Below are 23897 nucleotides of genomic sequence, written 5' to 3'. Positions count from 1 at the left end.
AGGCTTGCGTCTATCGCCATGCGTTGCCCACTCACCAAGCCTTCAGCGATACACCGCGCCACGGTCGTCTCAAACAAATGGCGCAACAGTTCGCTCTCGCGAAACCGCCCATGCCGGTTCTTGGAAAATGTCGAGTGATCAGGCACGCGGTCACTCAGATCAAGACGGCAGAACCAGCGATATGCCAGGTTGAGATGAACCTCCTCACACAGGCGGCGTTCGGACCGGATGCCAAAGCAATAGCCCACCAAAAGCATGCGGATCAGTAACTCTGGATCGATGGAAGGACGGCCCGTGTGGCTATAAAACTCAGCCAGATACTGGCGGATGCCGCTCAGATCGACAAACCGATCAATCGAACAAAGCAAGTGATTTTGCGGGATGTGATCCTCCAGCGAGAACTCATAAAACAGCGCTGCTTGTGCTTCCTGCCTCGGTCCCAACATCGCAAAATCCCCCGATCAATATGGGAATTGAATCAGTGATGCACGCCTCGATCAAGGAAGAGTTTCTCAACACAATACGCCCCCCCCACCCTCACCCCGCCAACAGAGCAGCCTCAACTGTTTCATCCCAGCCGAGGTAATAGGTGTCGCCGTCGCGGATCACCGGGCTGAGCATGAGTTTGGGTTTGGCGGCAAGTTGCGCGTCGGCCTCTGAGTGTTTCAGCCAGTCACTGAGCCCGCGCCATTCGGTGGATTTGCGATCCACGAGGCGCTCGCCGAACTCGGCGATCAGCACGGCCCATTCCGCCTCGCTCATCGGTTCGCTGCGCACGTCGCGAAATGTGACCTCTTTGCCTGCTGCTTCAAGCGCCTTTTGCGCCTTGCGCGTCGCCGCGCAGGTGCTAATTCCGTAGATGATCATGCGATGTTCCCTTGAGGGCCGCCATGACAGGGCGCCCGATTACTTGCCGTTTTTCGCGGCCTTTTCCTCTTTGGTCAGCTTGACGTTCCAATTGTTTTTGCTGATTCCAAGGTCGCTTGGCATGGGTTTGGTCTTGCCGACACTGACGTTGCCGCCGTTTTCAAAGAACGCCCTGATCAACGCCTCGTCGGTGGTTTCTTTGGGGATTTTCTTCATCGTTCCGGCCTTCCTGTTTGGCCCTGCCGTGCCAGCAGGGCGAGGATGGGTCTGACCTTAGCGACATCTGGCAGGAATGAAAGCGATCGCTGCGATATCGGCGCGAGATGCCCATTACCGGCTGGATCAAGATCGGCTGGATCATGCCAAGCCCTTATCCTGCCCCAATCTGCCTAAAACTTACCTGAAATTGCGCGAAATACCGCCGCAGACGGTCTGTATCCATTCTGGAAACAACCGGGCGAGTCTTTCCATAAATCCCCGGGGACACGCGGCATAAGACCGCTGAGCGTGGTGAGGCAAAGCAGATCATCGTATCTGCGGGCAGGAGTAACAGGAATGCCGACATATACTGTAGGCTTGTACAACACGAACCCCGCATCGGTGTTCTCCACAGGCGTGGGGTCGACCTTCACCTGGACGGGCTCGTCCGACACGGCGGGCACGGCCACCATCACCGACGATGAGCCCAACAATCAGGGCTGGACACTCGACGACGACAACAACGGCAGCGAATCCGCCACCGCCAACGTCACCATCGGCGGCAATACCTCGACCGGCTCCAACGTCGATGCCGAACTGGTCTGGACCATCCGCGATACCGTCACCGGCCAGGTCTTCGACGTTGTTCAGCTGGATGTCGAAAACGGTGCCGCCGCGGGCGACTACACTCTGTCTGAAATTCCGCTGATCTCGGGGCGCAGCTACGAGGTTGTGGCCTATGACACCAACCCAAACGTGGCGACCGGTGATCCGGCCTTCAATTTCACCAACTATGTTGCGGCCGATGATATCGTCAACGGCACCACGGGTGATGACACGATCACCACGGCCTATACCGATCATGATGATGATGCCGTGGGCAACGGCGCCGATATCGTCGCGGGCGGCGATGGCAATGACAGCATCGTCACAGGCGGCGGCAACGACACGATCACGGGCGGCGGCGGTAGCGACACCATCGACGGTGGCAACGGGGCCGATACCATCTATGGCGGAGATAACGGCACCCTGCCCGACAGTGCCGAGATCCTGAATTGGGAGGCGGTCGGAAATGATGGCGCCGACCTCACCGCAGGCTTCAGCCAGATCACCGGCGAGATGGAAGTCTCGGTCAGCTTTGCGAATGACGGCAACAACAACCCGACATTCAACGTTGAATCCGGATTGAACGTGTATGTCGCCCCGGGCGAAACCTTCAACACCACGTCCAATCTTGATCTGTTTGCCAATGGCGATGGCGCGTCATCGACCACCACAATCGATTTTGCCGCCAAAGCGGGCAGCGCCTATAGCGACTCGGTTGAAAACGTCTCTTTCCGTATCAACGACGTGGATTGGGGGGCCGGAAATCACAGGGATATTCTGACCATCAACGCGTTTGATGCCAATGGCGATCCCGTGGCGGTCACCCTTACCCCCGGCGGCGGGCAGACCGTTTCGGGCAATACTGTTACCTCTGATGATACCGGCACCTCCGAGGCCAACCTGAACGGGTCGGTTCTGGTCGAAATCGCCGGGCCGCTGTCACAGATTGAAATCATCTATGCCAACGGACTGGGCGGCACCCAGGGGATCTATGTCACCGACATCCATTTCGATGCGGTCGCCCCCGAAGATGGCGATGACAGTCTTCTTGGCGGGGCCGGCAACGACGATATCTTTGGCGAAGCCGGGGATGACACGATCGATGGCGGCACCGGCAACGACACGCTGACCGGCGGCGCAGGCAACGACAGCCTGACCGGCGGCACCGGGGCGGATCAGCTCTTTGGCGGCGCGGGTGATGACATGCTGTTCGTGGCCCAGGGCGACCAGGCCTTTGGCGGAGACGGTGACGATCTTTTTGTCATCGAAGATCTCGGCGAGGCCGGTGCCGGCACGATCAACATCGTGGGTGGCGAAGGCAGCGAGACCGCCGGTGACACGCTTCGGCTCACGAGCGATGTGTCACAGGCCGACATAACATTCACCAATACCGATGATGCGACGGGCGGCCTGTCGGGCAACTTTACCATGGCCGACGGCACGGTCGTCACCTTTTCCGAGATCGAGAATATCATCTGCTTCACCCCCGGCGCGCGCATCCTGACCGCGCATGGCGAGCGCGCGATTGAAAGCTTGCGCGTCGGCGACATGGTAATCACCCGCGATCACGGGCCGCAACCGATCCGCTGGATCGGCAGCCGCACGGTGGCTGGCGTCGACAGGCTTGCCCCGATTTCAATTGCCGCGCATGTGCTTGACGGGGCGGCGCGCCCGCTTTTGGTGTCACCGCAGCACCGGCTTTTGTTCACCGGCTACAAGGCCGAGCTTTTGTTTGGCTGTGACGAGGTTCTGGTCGCCGCCAAGCATCTTTTGGATGGTCGCGATGTGATCGCGCGCGAACAGGCAGAGGTGACCTATATTCACATGATGCTGGACCAGCATGAGGTGATCTATGCCGATGGCGCCGCCACCGAAAGCTTTCATGCGGGCGATATCGGGATATCGGCGATCTCGGATCAATCACGCGAGGAAATGTTCAGCATTTTCCCCGAGTTGCGTGCCAATCCGAATGCATATGGCCGGACCGCGCGCCCCTGCCTCAAGCGGCATGAGGCACGACTTTTGCGCCCGGCCCCGGTGTCTTTGGCAACCTGAGCAGAGCGGCGCAAATGTGGCGTTGCGGCCGCGGGGTGCCGCAGTGCCGCCCAATTCGTGCCGATCTCGGCGGATAACAGAAACCTAACCAATCAGGGCTAGGCTTGCGCGATCTCATGCCACCGCCCCGAGTTTCAAATTGATCGGGCCATTTACCTGAGGGTAGCGTCTGGAGTAGTGATTTATGGCAATCGGGTATCTTGTCAGTCTCGGGAACCGAAGCCTTGAGACGGGCGATGCGATTTCGGCAACCCAATCCACCTTCAATATCGACAGCACGCTTGGCCCCGGTCAGTGGACATGGAGCGGGATCTGGTCCAATGACGGGGCTTTCTATTCGGACGTCACCGATACCGGGAGCTATTTTCTTGGTGGCGATGGTAACGTTTATTTCACGCCAGACAATTTTTTCACCGATAGCGGCAGGGCAAGCGTCGTCTCGGCGCCAGGCTATAGCGATACCACCGATGGCGTGGTGGATGGGACAGCCGGAGACGATCTGATCGACACCGAATTCACGGACGCACAGGGCGATGCCGTGGACCTTGATGCCCCCAGCAGCAAGAACGATTCGATTGATGCGGGCGCCGGTCGCGACACGGTGATTGCGGGGGACGGCGACGACACGGTTCGCGGCGGCACCGGCGATGACCTGATCTTTGGCGACGGTGGCGATAGCGGCAACTTTGCCGGCACGATTGGCACCTTTACCCTGAACGCGGCTAATATCTCGGAGTCGGGTACGGGCACCGATGGCCCCCTGGGCCAGTTCGCCACCTATGACAGCGTTGCCACCACCGATGTCGGCACCGTCGTTCAGATGCGTGTGACCGTGGTCGACGTCGAAGACCCGAACATGGAGGTCGATCTGGCCGACAGCATCGGGCTCAACGCCGATAGCGCCGTCGCGGCGGGCACCGGCGTGACCTTTCGATTCGAGTTTTTCAATCAGGCCACGGGCGAGCCGATCCGCATCGACGGTGCCCTGACCTTCCGCGATATCGACACCAGTGCCGAAAGCGTAAGCGCCGCCTCGGGCGATACGACCGGTCTTGCCCTGTCCGGCGATCCGGCCACCAATCTGACCGCCACCGCAACCGCCGATAAGCTGAGTGCCGGGTCGGATGGCACCAGCTCGGGGTTTGCCGATGAAAACCACTGGGCGCAGTTCCTCTTTGAGGGACAGTCGTCGCTGGACTTTACCATGACATCGCGGGCCGGTTTCACGGCCTATGGCTTTGGCTCTTTCGATTTCTCCAATGCGCCGGTCATCACCGGCCCGACCCCGGGCACGATGAATGACCTGCTTGACGGTGGCGAGGGTGACGACACGATCTTTGGCGAGGCGGGCGACGACCGCATCGTTCTGAGCGACGGGTTTGGCAATGACGTCATCACCGGCGGCGAAGCCGGTGAAACGGCGGGCGACACGCTTGATCTGTCGGCGGTGACCGGCGCCACCAGGGTTGATCTGACAGCAGCTGACCCCGAGGGCGGCAGCGTCAGCGACGCCACCTCGACCGCCACATTTTCCGAGATCGAAAACATCATTCTCGGGGGCGGTATCGACACGCTTGTGCTGGCCGATGGGTCGGGCAATGACGCCGTCACCGGCTTTGCCGCGCCCACCGACAATGGCGACGGCACGTTCAGCGGCGGTGATCAGCTTGACGTAAGCGCCTTGCACGACCTCACCGGCAATCCGGTCAACACCGCCGATGCGGTCGTGACCAGCGACGCCGATGGCAATGCCGTCCTCGGCTTTCCGGGCGGCGAAAGCCTGACCCTGATCGGGGTGGCGCCTGCGGCGGTTTCCGATCCTCCGGCTTTGGCCGCAATGGGCGTTCCGGCCCCCGGCACGGTCGATGGTACGGCGGGCGCCGATATCATCAACACCGCCTATACCGGCGATCCAGAGGGCGATCTTATCGACGCCAATGACGCCGCCGATGGCAGCAATGACGACACCGTCCTTGCGGGCGACGGCAATGACACGGTTTTGGCCGGTCTTGGCGACGATTCCGTGCGCGCCGGGGCGGGCGACGACAGTGTCTCTGGCGGGGATGGCGACGACACGCTCTTGGGCGGGGATGGTGATGACAGCCTTGTCGGCGGGGCCGGCGGCGATAGCCTTGTCGGCGGCATGGGCGCGGACACGCTTGCGGTCGCACAGGGCGATACCGCCGAGGGTGGCGATGGCGACGACCTCTTTGTTCTTGGCGATCTGGCCGAGGCCGACAGTGGCGCGATCACGATCACAGGGGGCGAGGGCGGTGAAACCACGGGTGACACGCTGCGCCTGACACCTGACATCAGCCGCGCTGACATCAACTTTACCAATACCGATGATGCGACCGGTGGTCTGGCCGGGAGTTTCACCACCGCCGACGGCTCTGTCGTAACCTTCAACGAGATCGAGAATATCATCTGCTTCACCCCCGGCGCGCGCATCCTGACCCAGTTTGGCGAACGGGCGATCGAACAGCTGCACCTTGGCGACATGGTGGTGACGCGCGATCACGGTCTTCAGCCGATCCGCTGGATCGGACAGCGTTCGGTGCCGGGCATTGGCGATTTTGCCCCGATCTCGGTTGCCTCAAGTGTGATGCAGGGCAGCCGCGACGAATTGCTTGTCTCACCGCAACACCGGATCCTGTTCACCGGCTATCGCGCCGAGCTTTTGTTTGGCGAAAGCGAGGTTCTGGTGGCGGCCAAGCACTTGGTCAATGACCGCGATGTGCGCATCTGCCCCTGCGACGAGGTGACCTATATCCACATCATGTTCGATCGCCATGAGGTGATTTATGCCGAAGGGATCGCAACCGAGAGTTTCCACGCGGGCGATACGGCGCTGAGCGCCGTGACCGCCGCCGCCCGGGAAGAGCTTTTCGCGATTTTTCCTGAATTGCGCAGCGCACCGGGGCGCCATCGCGAGACCGCCCGCCATTGCCTGAAACGTCACGAGGCCCAGCTTTTGCGTGGTGAATCATCGAACGACCGGATGGCCTGAACCGGCTCTCCGGCACCCGAGCCCAAAAAGATCAGGCGGATTTCAGCACCGGCGTCGCCTGCCCCGCCGCCCAGGCCCGCACCGCATCGCCAAAGGCGGAAAACAACGGGCGGCTGACCGGATCATTGGCGGCGTTCCATTCGGGATGCCATTGAACCGACAGGGTAAAGCCCGGCGCGCCTTCGACATAAAGCGCCTCGGGCGTGCCATCGGGCGCATAGCCGTCAATCACGATGTCATGGCCCGGGCGCACAACGCCCTGGCCGTGCAACGTATTTGTCATCACCGTTTCGGCGCCCATCAGGCGGTGAAACACCCCGCCCGGCGTGAACCGCACGCAATGGCGCAGGGCAAACTGTTCCGCCATGGTGCCATCGGGGGGCATGCGGTGATTGTCGCGTCCCGGAAGATCGCGAATCTCGGGGTGCAGGCTTCCGCCAAGGGCCACGTTCACCTCTTGAAAGCCGCGGCAAATGCCAAAGAACGGCTGCCCTCTTTCAACACAGGCGCGCACCAGCGGCAGGGTGATTGCATCGCGCGCACGATCAAATGCGCCATGCGCCTCGGTCGCTGCTTCGCCGTATTCCTGGGGGTGAACATTGGGCCGCCCGCCGGTCAGCAAAAACCCGTCACAGGCCTCAAGCAGTTCCGCCACGCTGACAAAGCGCGGATCAGAGGGCACGATAAGCGGCATGCACCCCGCCACATCAGCCACAGCAGAGGAATTCATAGTGCCACCCGCATGCATCGGATAGCGATTATCAATCACATATTCATTGCCAATTATGCCGACGATCGGGCGTTTCATAGCTGTCCTGTGCCTGCCTGTTCAGTCCCTCATATCTCAGTTAAATATAACGTCAAATTGAATAATAAAACATCAAAGCACGCACATGAACCCCTGCGCTTTCGCAGAACCGCACAGAATTCATGCACCGGTTGTTCACCTTACCCTGCCAGAGTTCGGATTGTGGGCGGCGCGAAACGGGTATGGCCATTGGTCGCATCCGGCCCCATTACCGGCCAAAAGCATCCCGGTCGGCCAGGGTTGTGCCGTCCACACCAGAGCGTTGGCGACGACACCGCACGCTGCAATGGCGCACCTCGTCCCAGACGCGGGCCCATTTGCGCCGCCAGTGCATCGGGCGGCCGCAGGTGGCACAGGTTTTGACCGGAAGGTCGGATTTGCGGCGCTGCCGGGCCATCAAAAATCGAACCGAAGCTGCCGATTGGCGGGTTTGGCCCGGCGGCGGCGTTTGCGGCTGGCATGGCGGGTGACGATCCGCGCGGTCTCGGCGTCTGATTTATGGGCACGGCGCAGGCCCCAGACCAGGTCGCGCGCGTGGCGCGCAGCCGTTACCGGATCAACCACAGGCGCGGGATAGCTGCGCCCCAGAATCCGCGCCGCGCCCTCGCAGACCCAAGGCGTTTGCAATTGGGTATCCGGCACCTCGGCCAGTTCCGGTAGCCAGCGGCGGGTAAAAACGCCGCTCGGGTCCTGGTCATGGCCCTGTTTGATCGGGTTATAAATCCGGATCGTGTTGATCCCGGTGGTGCCCGATTGCATCTGCACCTGGGGCCAGTGAATGCCCGGCTCGTAATCGGTAAAGCGACGCGCCAGGATCGGCCCGGTGCTGCGCCAGTCCAGCCAGAGATGGTAAGACGCCACCGCCATCAGCATCGAGCGCATGCGAAAATTCAACCACCCCGTCGCGGTCAATGCGCGCATGCAGGCATCAACGAACGGCAGACCGGTTTCGCCCCGCTCCCAGGCCGCAAGCCGCGTGGCATCGGGGGCAAGCGGGCAGGCATCGGTCAGGCCCAGTGCCGCCGCCGTCGGGGGCGGATCGCTGGCCACATGTTCCACCGCGCGGCACGCCTGCAAGGGCGGGACAAGCGGCGCCGCCATGACCGCATTTCGGGCTGCCTGCCAATGGTCGCGCCCCTTCAGGCGGCGGACCACGCCCGATTGCGGCAGCTCTTCCCACGCCACCCCTTGCGCCCGCGCCCACGCGCCGACGCGCTTGTCGCGCTCAAAGCTCCAGCCATTGCCGGTTTCCTCGTGACTGATCAGATGGCGGATACCATGAGTCTGCCGCAGGCCCTCAAGAGTGCTAATCGCATCGCCCACCTTCAGGGTCAGAGGTAGGCCGATTTTCGCAAGGTCAACGCGCAACTCCCCAAGGCATTCTTGCAAAAACGCATAGTGGCGCCCCGCGGCATCGGGTTGCTGCCAGCCCTCGGGCTCGATGATATAAAGCGCAATCACCGGCCCAAGCGCCGCCGCACGCGCAAGCGCCGGGTGATCACAGACCCGCAAATCGCGCTTGAACCAACAGATGACCGGCCTTTCCATATCCCCGGAGATAGCGGGATTGCCGCCAAGGGGAAGCCCCCCATTGCAGGCCCGCGCGCCACGCCCTAGGGTCGCGGCCAACGCCCCGCCCCTCAAGGAGATGCACGCGATGAAAGATGCCGCCCCGCAAGCTGTTTACCTCTCGGATTATACCCCCCCCGCCTATCTGGTGGACGAGGTGCATCTGACCTTTCGCCTCGCGGCAGAGACGACCCGCGTGATCAGCAAGATCAGGTTTCGCCCCAACCCCGAGGCGCAAAACCGCGATTTTTTCCTGCATGGCGAGGGGCTCAGCCTGGTGTCTGCGATGATCGACGGGGCCGCGATTACGCCCGAGATCACACCCGAGGGCCTGCGCGCGGTTGTGCCGGATGCCCCCTTTACATTTCAGGCCGAGGTCGAAATCAACCCCGCCGCCAACACCGCCCTTGAAGGGCTTTATATGTCGAACGGCATGTATTGCACCCAATGCGAGGCCGAAGGTTTTCGCAAGATCACCTATTACCCCGACCGCCCCGATGTGATGAGCGTGTTTACCGTCCGCATCGAGGGCGATGCGCCGGTGATGCTATCGAATGGCGATGTTGTTGCACAGGGGGATGGCTTTGCCGAATGGCATGATCCCTGGCCGAAACCGGCCTATCTTTTCGCGCTTGTCGCGGGCGATCTGATCAATCACCCGGATCGTTTTACCACCCGGTCGGGCCGCGATGTCGAACTCAACATCTGGGTGCGCCCCGGCGATGAGGGCAAATGCGCCTTCGGGATGGAGGCGCTCAAAAAGTCGATGACATGGGATGAAGAGGTTTACGGGCGCGAATATGACCTCGATATCTTCAATATCGTTGCGGTGGACGACTTCAACATGGGGGCGATGGAAAACAAGGGCTTGAACATCTTCAACTCGTCCTGCGTCTTATCCACCGCCGAGACCTCGACAGATGCGAATTTCGAACGTATCGAAGCGATCATCGCGCATGAGTATTTCCACAACTGGACCGGCAACCGGATCACCTGTCGCGACTGGTTTCAGCTTTGCCTGAAAGAGGGGCTGACGGTCTATCGCGATTCCGAATTCACCTCTGACATGCGCTCGGCGCCGGTCAAGCGGATCTCGGATGTGATCGACCTGCGCGCGCGGCAATTCCGCGAGGATAACGGCCCGCTGGCACATCCGGTGCGCCCTGCAAGCTTTGTCGAGATCAACAATTTCTATACCGCCACGGTCTATGAAAAAGGCGCCGAGCTTATCGGGATGCTCAAGCGGCTGGTGGGCGATGCAGCCTACAGAAAGGCGCTCGATCTCTATTTCGAGCGTCACGACGGACAGGCCTGTACCATCGAGGATTGGCTGACCGTGTTCGAAAATGTAACGGGCCGTGATCTGGCACAGTTCAAACGCTGGTATGAAGAGGCCGGCACGCCACGTCTCAAGGTCAGTGATGAGTTCAAGGATGGCACTTATACCCTTCATTTTGAACAAGAAACCCCGCCAACGCCGGGGCAGGAGGTGAAACAACCGCGCGTTATTCCGATTGCCGTGGGCCTGCTTGGTGCCAATGGCGATGAGGTACAGGCCACCCGTGTTCTTGAGATGACACAGGCCGCGCAGAGTTTTTCATTTGATGGATTAGCTGCGCGCCCTATCCCTTCGATTTTGCGTGATTTCTCTGCGCCCGTGATTCTGGAACGTGACACGGACAATGCCGAGCGCGCCTTTCTTCTGGCGCACGACACCGACCCCTTCAATAAATGGGAGGCCGGGCGCGCCCTCGCCCGTGACGGGTTGATTGCGATGATCCGTGAGGACGCGGCGCCGGATCCGGCCTATCTGGATGCGGTGCAAATGATGGCGCGCGACGAGGCTCTTGATCCGGCGTTTCGCGCCCTTGCGCTTGGCCTGCCGAGCGAGGATGAACTGGCCCAATCCCTTTTTGAAATGGGCGTCACACCCGACCCGCAAGCCATCTGGCAGGCGCTGGAGCGGCTGCGCAACACCCGCGCCAAACAGATCGAAGACCTGGCGCGCGAGCTATATACGGCGCATCAGGTCACCGCGCCTTATCGCCCCGACGCGGAACAGTCCGGCGCGCGCGCGCTTGCAAACGCCGCGCTGGCAATGATCTCGCGCGTTGATGGCGGGGCCCTGGCGGCACAGCAATTCGACAGCGCCGACAATATGACCCAGCAACTGGCGGCATGGTCCTGTCTTTTGCAGGCGGGAGCCGGTGATGCGGCGACAAAAGCGTTCTATGATCAATGGCAACAGGATCGGCTTGTGATCGACAAATGGTTCAGCTTGCAGATCGTGCATGCCAGCCCCGAGCACACCGCCGAGGCTGCAAGCCGTCTGGCCAATCATGCCGATTTCAACATCCGCAACCCCAATCGCTTTCGCGCCACCTTCGGGGCGATGGTCACGTCACCGGCGGGGTTCCACCATGCCTCGGGCAAGGGCTATCGGGTGTTGGCGGATTGGCTGATCAGGCTTGACCCGCTCAATCCGCAAACCACCGCGCGCATGTGCTCGGCGTTTGAGACATGGCGGCGCTATGACGACACGCGCCAGACGCTGATCAAGGCAGAGCTTGACCGGATTCTCGCCACTCCGGGGCTGAGCCGGGATACCACAGAGATGGTGACACGTATCCGCGGCGTCTGAGCGGGCATTTTCTTTGCTAAGAAAATGGTCAGAAAATTCGGTGAATTTTCTGGGGCTAGTCCGCGACCTGCGCAAGCCGGGCCGGGCGCATGCGGGGGCGAACGGAAGAGAGCGGTTTGCAATAACTTTGTGCGCGCGTCCAACCTTGCATGTCCCGGCGCTTTCTGGCGTTGTGCAACGGTCCCCAATCGGCGGCCACGCCGCGCATGCCCTCAGACACGACCCCGTCGCGCAGCACGGTATGTGCCATGATCCGCACCGCGCAGGACAGGTTTGCCGGCCCGTCCCGCAATGCCTCGCCCGATCCCGCGCGACATTTATAGCCGCGCGCAGTGGCCGGCAGAATCTGCAACAGGCCGTACCACCGCCCCCCGCCGCCCACGGCGCGCGGGTTATAGGTGCTTTCATGTTTGGCAAGTGCCGACAAGAACCCCACCCAGAACGCCCGGCGGCTGGCATCGCTGGCCTGCGGATAGGCCGGGCACCAGGTCGCGATGTCGCGTGGCACGACCGCTGTCAGCGCCGCGCCATGGCCTTTGAGCGCCGACAAGGCGGTGCGTGTCAAAAGCGGCGCATCGGCGCGATGTTCCCATCTTGTGCGCGGAATATTGCCGTCACGTGCAGGCGGAGACAGGGAGAACACGCCGCCTGCGCGTTCTTCAGCGAGGCTGGAGAGCGGAAAAATCGCAATAAAAACAAAAGGCAGCAGCTTTTTCATTTGGCGAGTGTGCCCTGAGTCGCCCGCCAAAGCAACGCGAAGGTGATACCCGCAAATTCCCTGCCTTCACCCAAGGGCTGCCCTCTTTTGGTCGAAAAGCGGCGTCAGGGTGTGGTGGAGCAGCACGCCGGAGACGCCATGCCTTTTGAACCGATCGCAGAACCAGACAACACGACCCCGGACCAACACAGGCGCAAGGGCCGTGACGGTCGTCGCCTGCCGGATTTTCTGGGGCTGTTGCGCCGCAAGCCGCAGACCGATCTTGACAGCCTGACCAAGCGTATTCTTTTACCCTCCCTGCCGGTCACGGATGAGGAAATGGCCCGCGCCACCCATCAGGACAAAGGCCAGAAGCTGGCCCGCCAGGAAATGTGGGAGGACCTGGCCCGCCTGATTGAATATGGCGACGAGGCGCGTCTGCGCACGCCGGGCGGCGAGAATGCCACGATGCTTTTGGCTTACGGCGCGCGCGCCGATGTGGTCGCGGCCGCCGAAGATTCCCTGCATGACGGGGTTGCGCCCGACAGTGCAGGTATTGACGCGCTGGAAGAAATGCTTGCCGAATTTCCTGATAGCTATGCCTGTGCGCTGATCGTGGCGCTGACTCATATCGACATCGGCTGGGCTTGGCGGGCCACGGCAACAGAGCGGACCACGATCGAGCATGAGGCGGAATTTCACCTGCATTTCAAGCGCGCCGATGATATTCTCGGGCCGTTCGACGGGGTCGATCTTGATGCGCCATCCTTGGCCGCGGCGCAATGTGCGCTTTTGGCCGGTCGTCAGAAACCGCGCCTTCGGGTGGCCGATGACTATGAAAAGCTGATCGACCTTGACCCCGATAGCCCGCGCCACATGCGTGCCCTCGGCGAGGTGCTTTTGCCCGCGCGCTATGGCAGTTACGAGATGCTTGACCTTGAGGCGCGCCGCACCGCCGCGCGCACTGGCGAGGTATGGGGCACGGGTGGCTATGCGTGGGTTTACCTTGACGCACTGGCGCTTGATACCGGTGCGCTTGAGCGGCTGGATTGCGAGTTTTTCATCGACGGGCTGCGCGATATCGTGGCGCGCAAACGCGATCAGCATGTAATCAATCAGCTTTCTGCCTTTTGCGGCATCGTGATGACCCCACGCAGCGGCAAGGCGCGCCTGCCCTCGGGGGCCGAGGCGGCGCGCGCGCGCATTCATGATTGCCTTGACTGGCTATTGGAAAATCACCTTCAGGAATTGCACCCGCTGATCTGGTCGCAGACTCTGCTCAAGCCGGGGCTTACCCCTGCCCTGCCCTCGCGGCGGGCATTGGTGGCCAAGGGGCGACAGACCGCGCTTCGGGTTATCGCCCGGCGTTTTGCCGAGGATATCGAAGACGGAAGCTCAATCGCGTTTTCAAGTTCCGGGATGTATCGCCTGCCGGCCCTCTGAGCGGCCCCACCCGGATTTGCGAAGCTCGCTTGGGCTGGCGCCATAGTGGCGCCGCATCGCGCGGGCCATGGCGGCGGGGGACTCATAGCCACAGCGCAGGGAGATTTCGGCAATGCCAAGGCCGGTGCCCTCAAGCATCTTGCGCGCCGAAGACAGGCGCAAATGCCGATAGACCGTGCCCGGCGGCGCGCCCAGCCCTGCGCGAAACCGACGGTCAAGCGTGCGCGCCTGACACGACAGGCGGCGCGCCAGATCGGCCTGCGACAAAGGCCGCTCAAGCGTGTCGCGCATCACCGTCAGCGCCCGGCGCACAAGCGCATCGCCCACCGCCTGCCCCTCGCGGGTCGGGCTGAGCGGCGGGTCGCCATGGATGAACATCGCCTCGATATCAAGACGCACCGAAAGGCCAAGGCGATCCGCAATAAGCCCAAGCGTCAGATCAAGCGCCGACATCGCCCCGGCGCAGGTCATGTATGGCCCATCGCTCAGAACCCGCGCCCGCGCCACCTCGATATCGAGAAACCGCTCGGTGAAGGCGTCAAGCAGATCCCAATGCACCGTGGCGCGCCGCCCGTTCAGCAAGCCGGCCGAGGCCAAAAGCCAGGGCGCCGCATCCAGCCCGACCACGGTTCTCGCTTTTGTCACCGCAGCGCGCAGGGCACGGCGCGTGTCGGCGGTATCCAGCGCGGTGTGCTCATAGCTTGCCAGAACGAAAAGATAATCGCAGGCGGCCAGCGATTTAAGCGGCCTATGCGGCACCACCTGCATGCCCGAGGACGAGAGCACCGGCTCGCCGGTACGAGTCAGAATCTGCCAGTCAAAGCTCTGCCGCCGCGTCAGGGTATTGGCGGCGCGCAGTGGCTCCAGACAATTGGCAAGGCACAGGTTTGAGAACTGATCGAAGATCAGGAAGGCGATGCTGACTGGCGTCTCTGATGATTTTGTCCATTTAGGCATGATTTTTGTCTTTTACGGCAAGATAGAGAGCAGCACCAGCGCGTTAGGCTAGCCCTGAACACCATCCCCGGAGGAGCCCCCATGCCGCTTACCATGAACCGCGAGGTTTTCATCACCTGTGCCGTCACCGGATCGGGGGGCACGCAAGACAAAAGCCCGCATGTGCCGCGCTCGCCCCAGCAGATCGCCGATAGTGCGATTGCGGCGGCAAAGGCCGGGGCGGCCGTGGTGCATTGCCATGTCCGCGACCCTGAAACCGGCGCGCCAAGCCGGGATCTTGGCCTGTTTCGCGAGGTCACCGACCGGATCCGCGACAGCGCCACCGACGTGGTGCTGAACCTGACCGCCGGAATGGGCGGCGATATCGTGTTTGGCGGCATTGAGAACCCGCTGCCGCCCAAAGAGGTCGGCACCGACATGGCGGGCGCCACCGAGAGAGTGGCGCATGTGGCCGACTGCCTGCCGGAAATCTGCACGCTCGATTGCGGCACGATGAATTTCGCCGAGGCCGATTACGTCATGACCAACACGCCGGGCATGCTTCAGGCGATGGGCCGGATGATGACAGAGCTAGGCGTCAAGCCCGAGATCGAGGCCTTTGACACCGGCCACCTCTGGTATGCCAAACAGCTTGTCGCCGATGGCATTCTGGAACCTGACGCGCTTGTTCAGCTGTGCATGGGGGTGCCATGGGGCGCGCCGGATGACCTCAATACCTTCATGGCAATGGTCAACAATGTGCCGGACACCTGGACGTTTTCGGCCTTTGGCCTGGGGCGCAACCAGATGCCCTATGTGGCGGCAAGCGTTCTGGCCGGGGGCAATGTGCGCGTCGGGCTTGAGGATAACCTGATGCTGGACCGCGGTGTTCTGGCAACCAATGCGCAACTGGTTGAACGCGCGGTCGGGATCATCGAGAATCTCGGCGCGCGGGTGATTGGCCCGCAAGAGGTGCGTGATAAGCTGGGCCTCACCAAACAGGCCCCGCGCGGATGAGCATGCGCGTCCTTATCACCGGCGGCGCATCGGGAATCGGGCTTGGCCTTGCCAAACGCTTTGCGGCGCGCGGTGACCGGGTGGCGATCTGCGATGCCGATGGTGCGGCGGTGGCGCGGGTCCGCGCCGAGCATCCCGCGTTTATCGCCGCTCAGGCCGATGTCACCGACGAGCCCCAGATGGAGGCGTTTTTCGGCGATGTCGAACGCGCATGGGGCGGGGTCGATGTGGTCTGTGCCAATGCCGGTACGGGCGGCCCTGCGGGGCGGATCGAGGATCTCGATTATGACGCTTGGCGCGCCTGTCTTGACGTGAACCTCTCGGGCACCTTTCTGACCTGTCGTTGGGCAGCGCGGGTGATGCGCGCGCAAGGGGCGGGCCTGATCCTGATCACAAGCTCGACGGCGGGCTTGTTCGGTTACCCCCTGCGCGCGCCCTATGCGGCGGCAAAATGGGGGCTGGTGGGTCTGACCAAGACCTTGGCGATGGAGCTTGGCCCCGTCGGCGTGCGCGTCAATGCGATTGCGCCCGGCGCGGTTGAAGGCGACCGGATGGACCGCGTTGTCGCCATGGAAGCGGCAGCGGGCGGCAAACCCGAGAACGAGGTACGCGCGCAATATGTCAAGGGCGTCAGCCTGCGCTCTTGGGTCAATGTCGATGATCTGGCGGACATGGCGCTGTTCCTTGCCTCGCCTGCGGCCAGCAAGATCTCGGGGCAAATTCTGGCGGTGGACGGGCATACGGAAACCCTTGTGCCATGAGGATTTGGTGGTCTCTGGCATGTGTCGCGTTGATATCGGCCTGCGCGGCGCCCAAGGCCCCGACCGGCCTGTATCGCGACACCCAAACGCCGCTCACCTATACCACCCGGAGCGATGCCAACCGGCTTGCGGGCGACTGGCATGTGCGCGCGCATTATCCCGGCGACGAGGGGCTAAGGCGGGTCAGCTATCTGCGCGCCCGCGACGGCCAAGAGGCGTTTAAACTGATCACGCGTCACTGCGCGGACAATGGCGCGTGCACCGATATTGCCGCCCTCTGGCGCGCCAAGGCGCTTGGCCCCAACCGCTGGCGTCTTGCAGATCCCCAAGGCGGCAAAACTCGCGATTTATGGGTGATCTGGGTCGATGAAGACTACCGCACCGCCGCCATCGGCGCGCCGGATGGCGGCTATGGCTGGGTGCTTGACCGGCGCGCGACCGGTGGCGCGGACCGGATTACCGCCGCGCGCGAAATTCTGGATTTCAACGGATATGATATCGGCGCAATGATCCTGCGCTAACGGGAGTGGAGTGATGACGAAAACAGCAGCGATTATCGGCGGTGGCGTGATTGGCGGCGGATGGGCCGCGCGGTTCCTGCTCAATGGCTGGGATGTGCGGGTGTTCGACCCCGACCCCGAGGCCGAGCGCAAGATCAACGAGGTGCTGGGCAATGCCCGCCACGCCTTGCCGATGCTTTATGATATTGCCCTGCCGCGCGAAGGCCGCCTGAGCTTTCACGCCAGCATGTCCGAGGCTGTGGCAGGGGCAAGCTGGATTCAGGAAAGCGTGCCCGAGCGCCTCGCGCTCAAGCGCAAGGTTTATCAGACCTTGCAAGAGCATTGCGACGCAGGCGCGATCATCGGCTCGTCGACCTCAGGCTTCAAGCCGTCGGAATTGCAAGGCTGCGCCACGCGTCCCGAACAGATCGTGGTGACGCACCCGTTCAATCCGGTCTATCTCTTGCCGCTGATTGAGCTTGTCACGACCGATAAGAACAGCGCCGGTCTGGTGGCGCGCGCCAGTGATACCCTGACCGCGCTTGGCCTCTATCCCCTTCATGTCAACAAGGAAATCGACGCCCATATCGCCGATCGTTTTCTCGAAGCGGTCTGGCGCGAGGCGCTCTGGCTTATCAAGGACGGGATTGCCACCACCGAGGAGATCGACAATGCGATCCGCTATGGCTTTGGCCTTCGCTGGGGGCAGATGGGCCTGTTCGAGACCTACCGCGTCGCCGGCGGCGAGGCCGGGATGAAGCATTTCATTGATCAGTTCGGCCCCTGCCTCTCTTGGCCCTGGACCAAGCTGATGGATGTGCCCGAGTTGACCGATGAGCTGGCCCAGATGATCGCCGATCAATCCGATGCGCAATCGGGGCACCTGAGCATCCGCGAGCTTGAGCGCAAGCGCGACAACAACCTGATCGCGATGATGCGCGCCCTGCGCCAACAGGGCAACGCCGCCGGACGGCTGATCAACGACCATCAGGTGACGTTCCGCCCGGTGCTAAGCGATGACCCGCCGATCATCAGCGTGCGCCGCGTTATTCCCGCCGATTGGACCGATTACAACGGGCATATGAACGAGGGCCGTTATGGTCAGCTGTTCAGCGATGCCGCCGATGCGGTAATGACCCATGTCGGCGCCGATGCCGCCTATATCGAAGCCGGCAACAGCTATTTCACCGCCGAGATCACGATCAAATTTCTGGCCGAGGCGCAGGCCGGTGAGCATGTCATCGTCGAAACCCGCGTGACCGAAGGAGCGGGCAAAAAACTGCGCTGTTATCACGAGATGAAGCGCGAAAACGATGGCGAGCTTCTGGCCACATCGGATCAGTTCATGCTGCATGTGAACCTCGAAACGCGCAAGTCGTGCGATCCCCTGCCCGAGGTTCTGGCAAGGGTCGAGGCGCTGGCCACCCTGCACAAGGAGGCGTGACATGAATTTCGGATTGACCGACGAACAGGAAATGATCGTCTCGACGGTGCGCAGCTTTGTCGAGAACGAGATCTACCCGCATGAGGCCGAGGTCGAACGCAGCGGCGAGGTGCCGCCCGAGGTGGCGAAGGCGATCAAACAAAAGACGATTGATCTGGGGTTTTACGCCTGCAACTTCCCCGAAGAGGTGGGCGGCGCGGGCCTCAACCATCTTGAATTTGCCCTGGTCGAGCGCGAGCTTGGGCGCGGGTCGATGGCGCTCAACCATTTCTTCGGGCGCCCGCAGAATATCCTGATGGCCTGTGAGGGGGAACAGCGTGAACGCTACCTGCTTCCGGCGGTGCGCGGCGAACGGATGGATGCGCTTGCCATGACCGAACCGGGCGCCGGATCGGATGTGCGCGGCATGACCTGCTCGGCGCGGCGCGACGGCGGCGATTGGGTGCTCAATGGCACCAAGCACTTCATAAGCGGCGCAGATCACGCTGATTTTATTATCGTTTTCGTCGCCACCGGAGAGGATGACACGCCGCGCGGCCCCAAAAAACGCATCACCACCTTTCTGGTTGATCGCGGCACGCCCGGCTTTACCATCCGCGACGGTTACAAGTCGGTCAGCCACCGGGGGTACAAAAACTGTATTCTTGATTTTGATGATTGCCGCCTGTCCGATGCCCAGGTGCTGGGTGAGGTCGATGGCGGTTTTGCGGTGATGAACGAATGGCTTTACGCCACCCGGATCACGGTCGCCACGATGAGTGTCGGGCGCGCGCGGCGCTGTTTCGATTATGCGCTCAATTATGCCGCCGAACGCAAACAATTCGGCCAGCAGATTGGCAAGTTCCAGGGGGTCAGCTTTCAGATCGCCGATATGATCACGGAAATTGACGCAGCCGACCTGCTGACCCTGAACGCCGCCTGGCGGTTGGATCAGGGCCTGCCGGCGAATCGTGAAATCGCCTCGGCCAAAGTCTATGCCAGTGAAATGCTTGCGCGGGTTACCGATGCCACATTGCAAATCTATGGCGGCATGGGGCTGATGGATGATTTCCCGATTGAGCGGTTCTGGCGCGATGCGCGGGTTGAACGGATCTGGGATGGGACCAGCGAAATCCAACGCCATATCATCAGTCGCGATCTCCTTCGCCCACTTGGAGCCTGAGGCGATGACAGGCCAAAAGAGTTTCAATGCCTCCGGCGGGGATATTTTCAGCCAGAAGAAACAAGGAATTATTAACCTTCTTGCGTCAATCTGCACTCACGGTACAGGCGGGGACGCCGATGACCGTGCCAGGAGAAGCACCCTTGCGTGTTTCACGGAACGGGGAAGAGGCAACATCCCTTCCCCGTTTCTTCTGGCGCCAAATATCCCCGCCGGAGGCCCAAATCTCTTCAGGGGCGAGGCCCGATATGCGTGATCTCTCTCGGCTCTTGCGCCCGGCCTCTATTGCGGTCGTGGGTGGTGGCGCTTGGTGCGCCTCGGTGGTCGAGCAGTGCAGCAAGATCGGCTATGACGGCCCGGTCTGGCCGGTTCACCCCGCGCGCGACGAAATCGCAGGGCGTGCGGCCTTTGCCAGTCTTGATGATCTGCCCGGCGTGCCGGATGCGGTCTTTATCGGCGTCAATCGCGAGACCACGCTAGATGTGGTGGCACGCCTCTCGGCAATGGGTGCCGGTGGCGCGGTCTGTTTTGCCAGCGGCTTTCGCGAGATGCAGGCCGAGACCGGCGACGGGGATGCCTTGCAGGCCCGGTTGCTGGAGGCGGCAGGCGCGATGCCGATCCTCGGGCCCAATTGCTATGGCTTCATCAACTATCTTGACGGCGCACTTTTATGGCCGGATCAGCACGGCGGGCAGCGGGTAGATAGTGGTGTCGCGATCCTGACGCAAAGTTCCAACATCGCCATCAATCTCAGCATGCAGACGCGCGGCTTGCCGATTGCCTATCTGATGACCGCGGGCAACCAGGCGCAACTCGGTCTCGCGCAACTGGGTCGCGCACTTTTGGCCGATAGCCGCGTGACCGCCCTTGGCCTGCATATCGAAGGTATCGGCGATCTCGCCGCCTTCGAGACGCTGGCGCAAGAGGCGCGCGCACTTGGGAAACCCATCGTTGCCCTGAAGGCCGGCAAGTCGGAGCAGGCGCGCGCAGCGGCGATTTCCCATACTGCGTCGCTCGCCGGATCAGACGCAGGCGCACGCGCCCTCTTGGCGCGCCTCGGCGTGGCGCAGGTCGAGGGCCTGCCTGCCTTGCTTGAGACGCTCAAGCTCTTGCATTTGGCCGGGCCGCTCCCGTCAAACCGGATCGTGTCGCTCTCCTGTTCGGGGGGTGAGGCCAGCCTGATGGCCGATAGTGCCGTAGGCCGGGATCTCGTCTTTCCAGCGCTTGATGCGTCGCAGATCGATGGTCTGCGCGCCGCGCTTGGCCCACGCGTGGCATTGGCCAACCCTTTGGATTACCACACCTTTATCTGGGGTGACGTGGCGCGCATGACTGATACATTCGCGGCAATGTTGATGGGTGATGTGGCAATGGGCTGCGTCATTGTTGATTTTCCGCGGCCTGATCGCTGTGATCCATCCGCCTGGGATTGCGTGATTGAGGCGGGCGCCGCCGCCCGTGCCCGTGCAAACAAGCCGCTCGCGATTTTGTCCACCCTGCCCGAGACCCTGCCGGAAGCGGTCATCGCAGGGTGTCTTGCCGCCGGGTTGATCCCGCTAGTCGGCCTCGGCGAGGGGCTTACCGCAATCGCGCTTGCTGCCCGTCTGGGGCGGCGGCACGATATGCCCGAACCGATACTGCCCCCCGGCGCGCCGATAAATCTTCACATGCTGTCCGAGGCCGAGGCCAAGCACGCCCTGGCCGGGTTTGGCCTCTCTGTGCCCGCATCACGCCTCGCCGCCACACCGCAACAAGCCGCGCATGCCGCCGGAATGGTCGGCTTTCCTGTTGTGCTGAAAGGTCAGGGCCTCGCGCATAAATCCGAGGCCGGTTTGGTCGCGCTCAACCTCACAGATGCTGCGGCAGTGGCCAACGCCGCGGCCGCCATGGACAGTTCTGGTTTCCTGATCGAAGCCATGGTCACCGGTGGGGTGGTCGAGCTTTTGGTCGGTGTGCTGCGCGACCCCGCGCATGGCTTTGTTCTTACGCTTGCGGCTGGCGGGATCCTCACCGAGGTAATGGCCGACAGCCAGTCCTTGCTGCTGCCCGTTCAGGAAACCGACATATCCGACGCCCTGAAACGATTGCGCATTGCCCCCCTGCTGGCGGGGTATCGCGGCAAACCGGGGGTGGATATCGCCGCCATTGCACAGGCGGTCATGGCGGTGCAGGCCTACGTCATTGCCAATGCGATGCGCCTTGATGAAATTGAGATCAACCCACTGATCTGCGGAAAAAATTTCGCCATTGCCGCAGATGCCCTGATCAGGATCGGAGAAGATGAATGACCCAAAGCCCAGTGAAAACCGAACGTCGCGGCGCCGTACTTGAGGTGACACTCGACCGCCCCAAGGCCAATGCAATTGACCTTGAAACCAGCCGCATCTTAGGCGAGGTCTTTCGCGACTTTCGCGACGATCCTGACCTGCGCGTGGCACTTCTCACCGGGGCGGGCGGGAAGTTCTTTTGCCCCGGCTGGGATCTCAAGGCAGCGGCGGATGGCGATGCGGTGGATGGCGATTACGGCGTTGGCGGCTTTGGCGGCTTGCAGGAGTTGCGCGACCTCAACAAGCCTGTGATCGCCGCCGTCAACGGAATTTGCTGTGGTGGCGGGCTCGAATTGGCGCTCTCGGCTGATATCATTCTGGCGGCGGATCATGCCAGCTTTGCCTTGCCCGAAATCCGCTCTGGCACGGTGGCGGATGCCGCCAGCATCAAGCTGCCCAAGCGCATCCCCTATCATATCGCGATGGAGATGCTTCTGACCGGCCGCTGGCTTGATGCCGAAGAGGCCGCCCGCTGGGGCATCGTAAATCATCTCTATCCAGCCGACCGGCTTATGGGCGAGGCGCGCGCGATGGCCGATCAACTGGCCTCCGGCCCGCCTCTGGTCTACGCCGCCATCAAGGATATTGTGCGTGAGGCCGAGGCGCTGCGGTTTCAGGATGCCATGAACCGGATTACCAAACGCCAGCTAGCGACCGTAGATACGCTCTATGCCTCGGAGGATCAGCTTGAAGGCGCGCGCGCCTTTGCTGAAAAACGCGATCCGGTCTGGAAAGGCAAATAGAGCCCACCGTTTCTTCTGGCCTTAAATATCCCGGGGGAAACGCCGCTTTGCGGCGATGGGGGCGGCGCCCCCTGCCCGCCTTCAGGCGAAAATCTGCGTGGCATGCTCTTGCATGTAAATCCGAAGCCAGGGGGTATACTGCGCCGGATGCGTCAGGAGCTCTTCGCGCAGCGTATTCAGGTCGGTCCAGCGGGTTTCCATCACCTCTTCGGGGTTCGGATCAAGGGCGATGCGCCCCGGCACCCGCGCCACAAAGATATCCACGACCTCATGCTCGACAAGCCCGCCGCCCACATCGGCACGGTATTCCACACGGTCGCGATGGGACAGGCTCAGCCCGGTGATTCCAAGCTCCTCGCGCAGACGCCGATGGGCACAGGTTTGCGCGTCTTCGCCCCAATTGGGATGCGTGCAGCAGGTATTCGCCCAAAGGCCAGGAGTGTGGTATTTGCCTAGTGCACGGCGCTGGATCAAAAGATCATCGCCCGCCATCACAAATACCGACACCGCCTTGTGGCGCAACCCACGTTGATGCGCCTCAAGCTTCTCAACGGCCACAAGATCACCGTCCACCCATGTTGGAATACGCGGGGTCATGCCATGGCTCCAAGCACAATCCGCGCCGTCTGCGCGAGGGTATTCAAACCGCAATTGATAGGCGCCAGAGGGTGAGCGCGCACCATTTTCTTGTTCATATCGGTCCCGGATGTCATGCATCACACGTCGGTATCATGGCCCAGAACCACGAACCAGAGGTGGTCGTGAAAATTCGATCCAACACTTAGAGAGGTGGTCGCGGAAATTCGGACCAGACGTTAAGGTGGATCGCATGATGAAAGTGACGATCCAAAATGAAGAAACGAAAGAACCATTCGCCGGATTTTAAGGCCAAGGTTGCTCTTGAAGCGATCCGTGAGGAGATGACGCTTGCCGAGCTGTCCAAGAAATACAGCGTGCATCCGACGCAGATTGGGACGTGGAAACGCGCGGCGATAGAAAACATGGCGGCGGCCTTTACGCGCCAAGGTTCAGCGCCTGAACGGGTTAGTGCCGCTGATGTCGACAAACTGCATTCCAAGATCGGCCAGCTTGTTGTGGAACGGGATTTTTTGG

The 23897-nt window shown here is 61.8% G+C and carries 21 protein-coding genes; 12 read left to right on the top strand and 9 right to left on the bottom strand.

Annotated elements, in window-relative coordinates:
• The 3 genes from BMZ91_RS19310 to BMZ91_RS21555 form a co-directional block, all read right to left on the bottom strand.
• On the bottom strand, positions 1–446 hold a 446-nt coding region (locus BMZ91_RS19310), incomplete at its 3' end, for a transposase (RefSeq protein ID WP_143076409.1).
• A gap of 91 nt (positions 447–537) precedes the next feature.
• Positions 538–867, bottom strand: a complete 330-nt coding sequence (locus BMZ91_RS19305; protein WP_092842237.1) for an arsenate reductase family protein — start codon at positions 865–867, stop codon at positions 538–540.
• 39 nt (positions 868–906) lie between these two features.
• The gene (locus BMZ91_RS21555) at positions 907–1083 is read right to left on the bottom strand and encodes a hypothetical protein (RefSeq protein ID WP_177193931.1); all 177 of its coding nucleotides are present in this window, start codon (positions 1081–1083) and stop codon (positions 907–909) included.
• 339 nt (positions 1084–1422) lie between these two features.
• Here BMZ91_RS21555 and BMZ91_RS19300 point away from each other — a divergent pair, with 339 nt between their 5' ends.
• Together BMZ91_RS19300 and BMZ91_RS19295 are read left to right on the top strand one after the other, a co-directional pair.
• Positions 1423–3726 carry a Hint domain-containing protein gene (locus tag BMZ91_RS19300; protein WP_092842236.1) on the top strand — a complete coding sequence of 768 codons (2304 nt, stop codon included), beginning with the start codon at positions 1423–1425 and terminating at the stop codon, positions 3724–3726.
• 184 nt (positions 3727–3910) lie between these two features.
• Positions 3911–6736, top strand: a complete 2826-nt coding sequence (locus tag BMZ91_RS19295) for a Hint domain-containing protein (protein ID WP_177193930.1) — start codon at positions 3911–3913, stop codon at positions 6734–6736.
• Between the two features lie 31 nt (positions 6737–6767).
• Here the strand turns inward: BMZ91_RS19295 and BMZ91_RS19290 are convergent, their stop codons facing one another.
• The 3 genes from BMZ91_RS19290 to BMZ91_RS19280 all read right to left on the bottom strand — a co-directional run bounded on the left by BMZ91_RS19290 (position 6768) and on the right by BMZ91_RS19280 (position 9173).
• Positions 6768–7544, bottom strand: coding sequence for a gamma-glutamyl-gamma-aminobutyrate hydrolase family protein (locus BMZ91_RS19290; protein ID WP_092842235.1), 777 nt, complete (start codon positions 7542–7544; stop codon positions 6768–6770).
• Between the two features lie 208 nt (positions 7545–7752).
• Positions 7753–7941, bottom strand: a complete 189-nt coding sequence (locus tag BMZ91_RS19285; RefSeq protein ID WP_092842234.1) for a DUF2256 domain-containing protein — start codon at positions 7939–7941, stop codon at positions 7753–7755.
• Positions 7941–9173 carry a cryptochrome/deoxyribodipyrimidine photo-lyase family protein gene (locus BMZ91_RS19280; protein WP_342741962.1) on the bottom strand — a complete coding sequence of 411 codons (1233 nt, stop codon included), beginning with the start codon at positions 9171–9173 and terminating at the stop codon, positions 7941–7943. The genes BMZ91_RS19285 and BMZ91_RS19280 overlap by 1 nt, the downstream gene beginning before the upstream one ends.
• A gap of 28 nt (positions 9174–9201) precedes the next feature.
• Between BMZ91_RS19280 and pepN the strand changes: the two genes are divergently transcribed.
• Positions 9202–11754, top strand: a complete 2553-nt coding sequence (gene pepN / locus BMZ91_RS19275) for an aminopeptidase N (RefSeq protein WP_092842241.1) — start codon at positions 9202–9204, stop codon at positions 11752–11754.
• 55 nt (positions 11755–11809) lie between these two features.
• Here the strand turns inward: pepN and BMZ91_RS19270 are convergent, their stop codons facing one another.
• Complete coding sequence (locus BMZ91_RS19270; protein WP_092842232.1) at positions 11810–12472, bottom strand: transglycosylase SLT domain-containing protein; 663 nt, start codon at positions 12470–12472, stop codon at positions 11810–11812.
• A gap of 138 nt (positions 12473–12610) precedes the next feature.
• Here BMZ91_RS19270 and BMZ91_RS19265 point away from each other — a divergent pair, with 138 nt between their 5' ends.
• Entirely contained in the window at positions 12611–13894 is a 1284-nt protein-coding gene (locus tag BMZ91_RS19265) for a hypothetical protein (RefSeq protein ID WP_092842240.1), read from the top strand.
• Here the strand turns inward: BMZ91_RS19265 and BMZ91_RS19260 are convergent.
• Positions 13859–14851, bottom strand: a complete 993-nt coding sequence (locus tag BMZ91_RS19260; protein WP_092842231.1) for a GlxA family transcriptional regulator — start codon at positions 14849–14851, stop codon at positions 13859–13861. The genes BMZ91_RS19265 and BMZ91_RS19260 overlap by 36 nt on opposite strands.
• Before the next feature lie 81 nt (positions 14852–14932).
• On the opposite strand from BMZ91_RS19260, the gene bcoG reads away from it, so the two are divergent.
• The 7 genes from bcoG to BMZ91_RS19225 all read left to right on the top strand — a co-directional run bounded on the left by bcoG (position 14933) and on the right by BMZ91_RS19225 (position 22784).
• Positions 14933–15847: a 3-dehydrocarnitine:acetyl-CoA trimethylamine transferase BcoG gene (gene bcoG, locus BMZ91_RS19255; RefSeq protein ID WP_092842230.1), complete on the top strand. Its 915-nt coding sequence runs from the start codon at positions 14933–14935 to the stop codon at positions 15845–15847.
• Positions 15844–16608, top strand: coding sequence for an SDR family oxidoreductase (locus tag BMZ91_RS19250; RefSeq protein WP_092842229.1), 765 nt, complete (start codon positions 15844–15846; stop codon positions 16606–16608). The genes bcoG and BMZ91_RS19250 overlap by 4 nt, the downstream gene beginning before the upstream one ends.
• On the top strand, positions 16605–17129 hold the full coding sequence (locus BMZ91_RS19245; protein WP_245736489.1) for a lipocalin family protein: 525 nt from the start codon (positions 16605–16607) through the stop codon (positions 17127–17129). Before BMZ91_RS19250 ends, BMZ91_RS19245 begins: the two co-directional genes overlap by 4 nt.
• Before the next feature lie 13 nt (positions 17130–17142).
• Complete coding sequence (locus BMZ91_RS19240; protein WP_092842228.1) at positions 17143–18552, top strand: carnitine 3-dehydrogenase; 1410 nt, start codon at positions 17143–17145, stop codon at positions 18550–18552.
• A 1-nt stretch (position 18553) separates the two neighbouring features.
• Positions 18554–19714, top strand: a complete 1161-nt coding sequence (locus BMZ91_RS19235) for an acyl-CoA dehydrogenase family protein (protein ID WP_092842227.1) — start codon at positions 18554–18556, stop codon at positions 19712–19714.
• A 248-nt stretch (positions 19715–19962) separates the two neighbouring features.
• A complete protein-coding gene (locus BMZ91_RS19230; RefSeq protein ID WP_092842226.1) occupies positions 19963–22002 on the top strand; it encodes an acetate--CoA ligase family protein in 2040 nt (679 codons plus the stop codon).
• Positions 21999–22784, top strand: coding sequence for a carnitinyl-CoA dehydratase (locus BMZ91_RS19225; RefSeq protein ID WP_092842225.1), 786 nt, complete (start codon positions 21999–22001; stop codon positions 22782–22784). Before BMZ91_RS19230 ends, BMZ91_RS19225 begins: the two co-directional genes overlap by 4 nt.
• An 81-nt stretch (positions 22785–22865) precedes the next feature.
• Here the strand turns inward: BMZ91_RS19225 and idi are convergent, their stop codons facing one another.
• Positions 22866–23381 (bottom strand): isopentenyl-diphosphate Delta-isomerase, encoded by a 516-nt coding sequence (idi, locus tag BMZ91_RS19220; protein ID WP_092842238.1) that lies wholly within the window; start codon positions 23379–23381, stop codon positions 22866–22868.
• A gap of 254 nt (positions 23382–23635) precedes the next feature.
• Here idi and BMZ91_RS21860 point away from each other — a divergent pair.
• Positions 23636–23897, top strand: a 262-nt coding sequence (locus BMZ91_RS21860; RefSeq protein WP_143076408.1) for a transposase, incomplete at its 3' end; no start/stop codon positions are given.

Origin of the sequence: Roseovarius lutimaris, assembly GCF_900115165.1 — a bacterium.
GTDB classification, from domain to species: domain Bacteria; phylum Pseudomonadota; class Alphaproteobacteria; order Rhodobacterales; family Rhodobacteraceae; genus Roseovarius; species Roseovarius lutimaris.
This window is presented reverse-complemented; position numbering and strand designations above follow the sequence as displayed.

Excerpts from the sequence above, each read along its gene's own strand:
- BMZ91_RS19305 (WP_092842237.1), bottom strand. The coding sequence starts at position 867 with ATGATCATCTACGGAATTAGCACCTGCGCGGCGACGCGCAAGGCGCAA.
- BMZ91_RS21555 (WP_177193931.1), bottom strand. The coding sequence starts at position 1,083 with ATGAAGAAAATCCCCAAAGAAACCACCGACGAGGCGTTGATCAGGGCG.
- BMZ91_RS19300 (WP_092842236.1), top strand. The coding sequence starts at position 1,423 with ATGCCGACATATACTGTAGGCTTGTACAACACGAACCCCGCATCGGTG.
- BMZ91_RS19295 (WP_177193930.1), top strand. The coding sequence starts at position 3,911 with ATGGCAATCGGGTATCTTGTCAGTCTCGGGAACCGAAGCCTTGAGACG.
- BMZ91_RS19290 (WP_092842235.1), bottom strand. The coding sequence starts at position 7,544 with ATGAAACGCCCGATCGTCGGCATAATTGGCAATGAATATGTGATTGAT.
- BMZ91_RS19285 (WP_092842234.1), bottom strand. The coding sequence starts at position 7,941 with ATGGCCCGGCAGCGCCGCAAATCCGACCTTCCGGTCAAAACCTGTGCC.
- pepN (WP_092842241.1), top strand. The coding sequence starts at position 9,202 with ATGAAAGATGCCGCCCCGCAAGCTGTTTACCTCTCGGATTATACCCCC.
- BMZ91_RS19270 (WP_092842232.1), bottom strand. The coding sequence starts at position 12,472 with ATGAAAAAGCTGCTGCCTTTTGTTTTTATTGCGATTTTTCCGCTCTCC.
- BMZ91_RS19265 (WP_092842240.1), top strand. The coding sequence starts at position 12,611 with ATGCCTTTTGAACCGATCGCAGAACCAGACAACACGACCCCGGACCAA.
- BMZ91_RS19260 (WP_092842231.1), bottom strand. The coding sequence starts at position 14,851 with ATGCCTAAATGGACAAAATCATCAGAGACGCCAGTCAGCATCGCCTTC.
- bcoG (WP_092842230.1), top strand. The coding sequence starts at position 14,933 with ATGCCGCTTACCATGAACCGCGAGGTTTTCATCACCTGTGCCGTCACC.
- BMZ91_RS19250 (WP_092842229.1), top strand. The coding sequence starts at position 15,844 with ATGAGCATGCGCGTCCTTATCACCGGCGGCGCATCGGGAATCGGGCTT.
- BMZ91_RS19245 (WP_245736489.1), top strand. The coding sequence starts at position 16,605 with ATGAGGATTTGGTGGTCTCTGGCATGTGTCGCGTTGATATCGGCCTGC.
- BMZ91_RS19240 (WP_092842228.1), top strand. The coding sequence starts at position 17,143 with ATGACGAAAACAGCAGCGATTATCGGCGGTGGCGTGATTGGCGGCGGA.
- BMZ91_RS19235 (WP_092842227.1), top strand. The coding sequence starts at position 18,554 with ATGAATTTCGGATTGACCGACGAACAGGAAATGATCGTCTCGACGGTG.
- BMZ91_RS19230 (WP_092842226.1), top strand. The coding sequence starts at position 19,963 with ATGCGTGATCTCTCTCGGCTCTTGCGCCCGGCCTCTATTGCGGTCGTG.
- BMZ91_RS19225 (WP_092842225.1), top strand. The coding sequence starts at position 21,999 with ATGACCCAAAGCCCAGTGAAAACCGAACGTCGCGGCGCCGTACTTGAG.
- idi (WP_092842238.1), bottom strand. The coding sequence starts at position 23,381 with ATGACCCCGCGTATTCCAACATGGGTGGACGGTGATCTTGTGGCCGTT.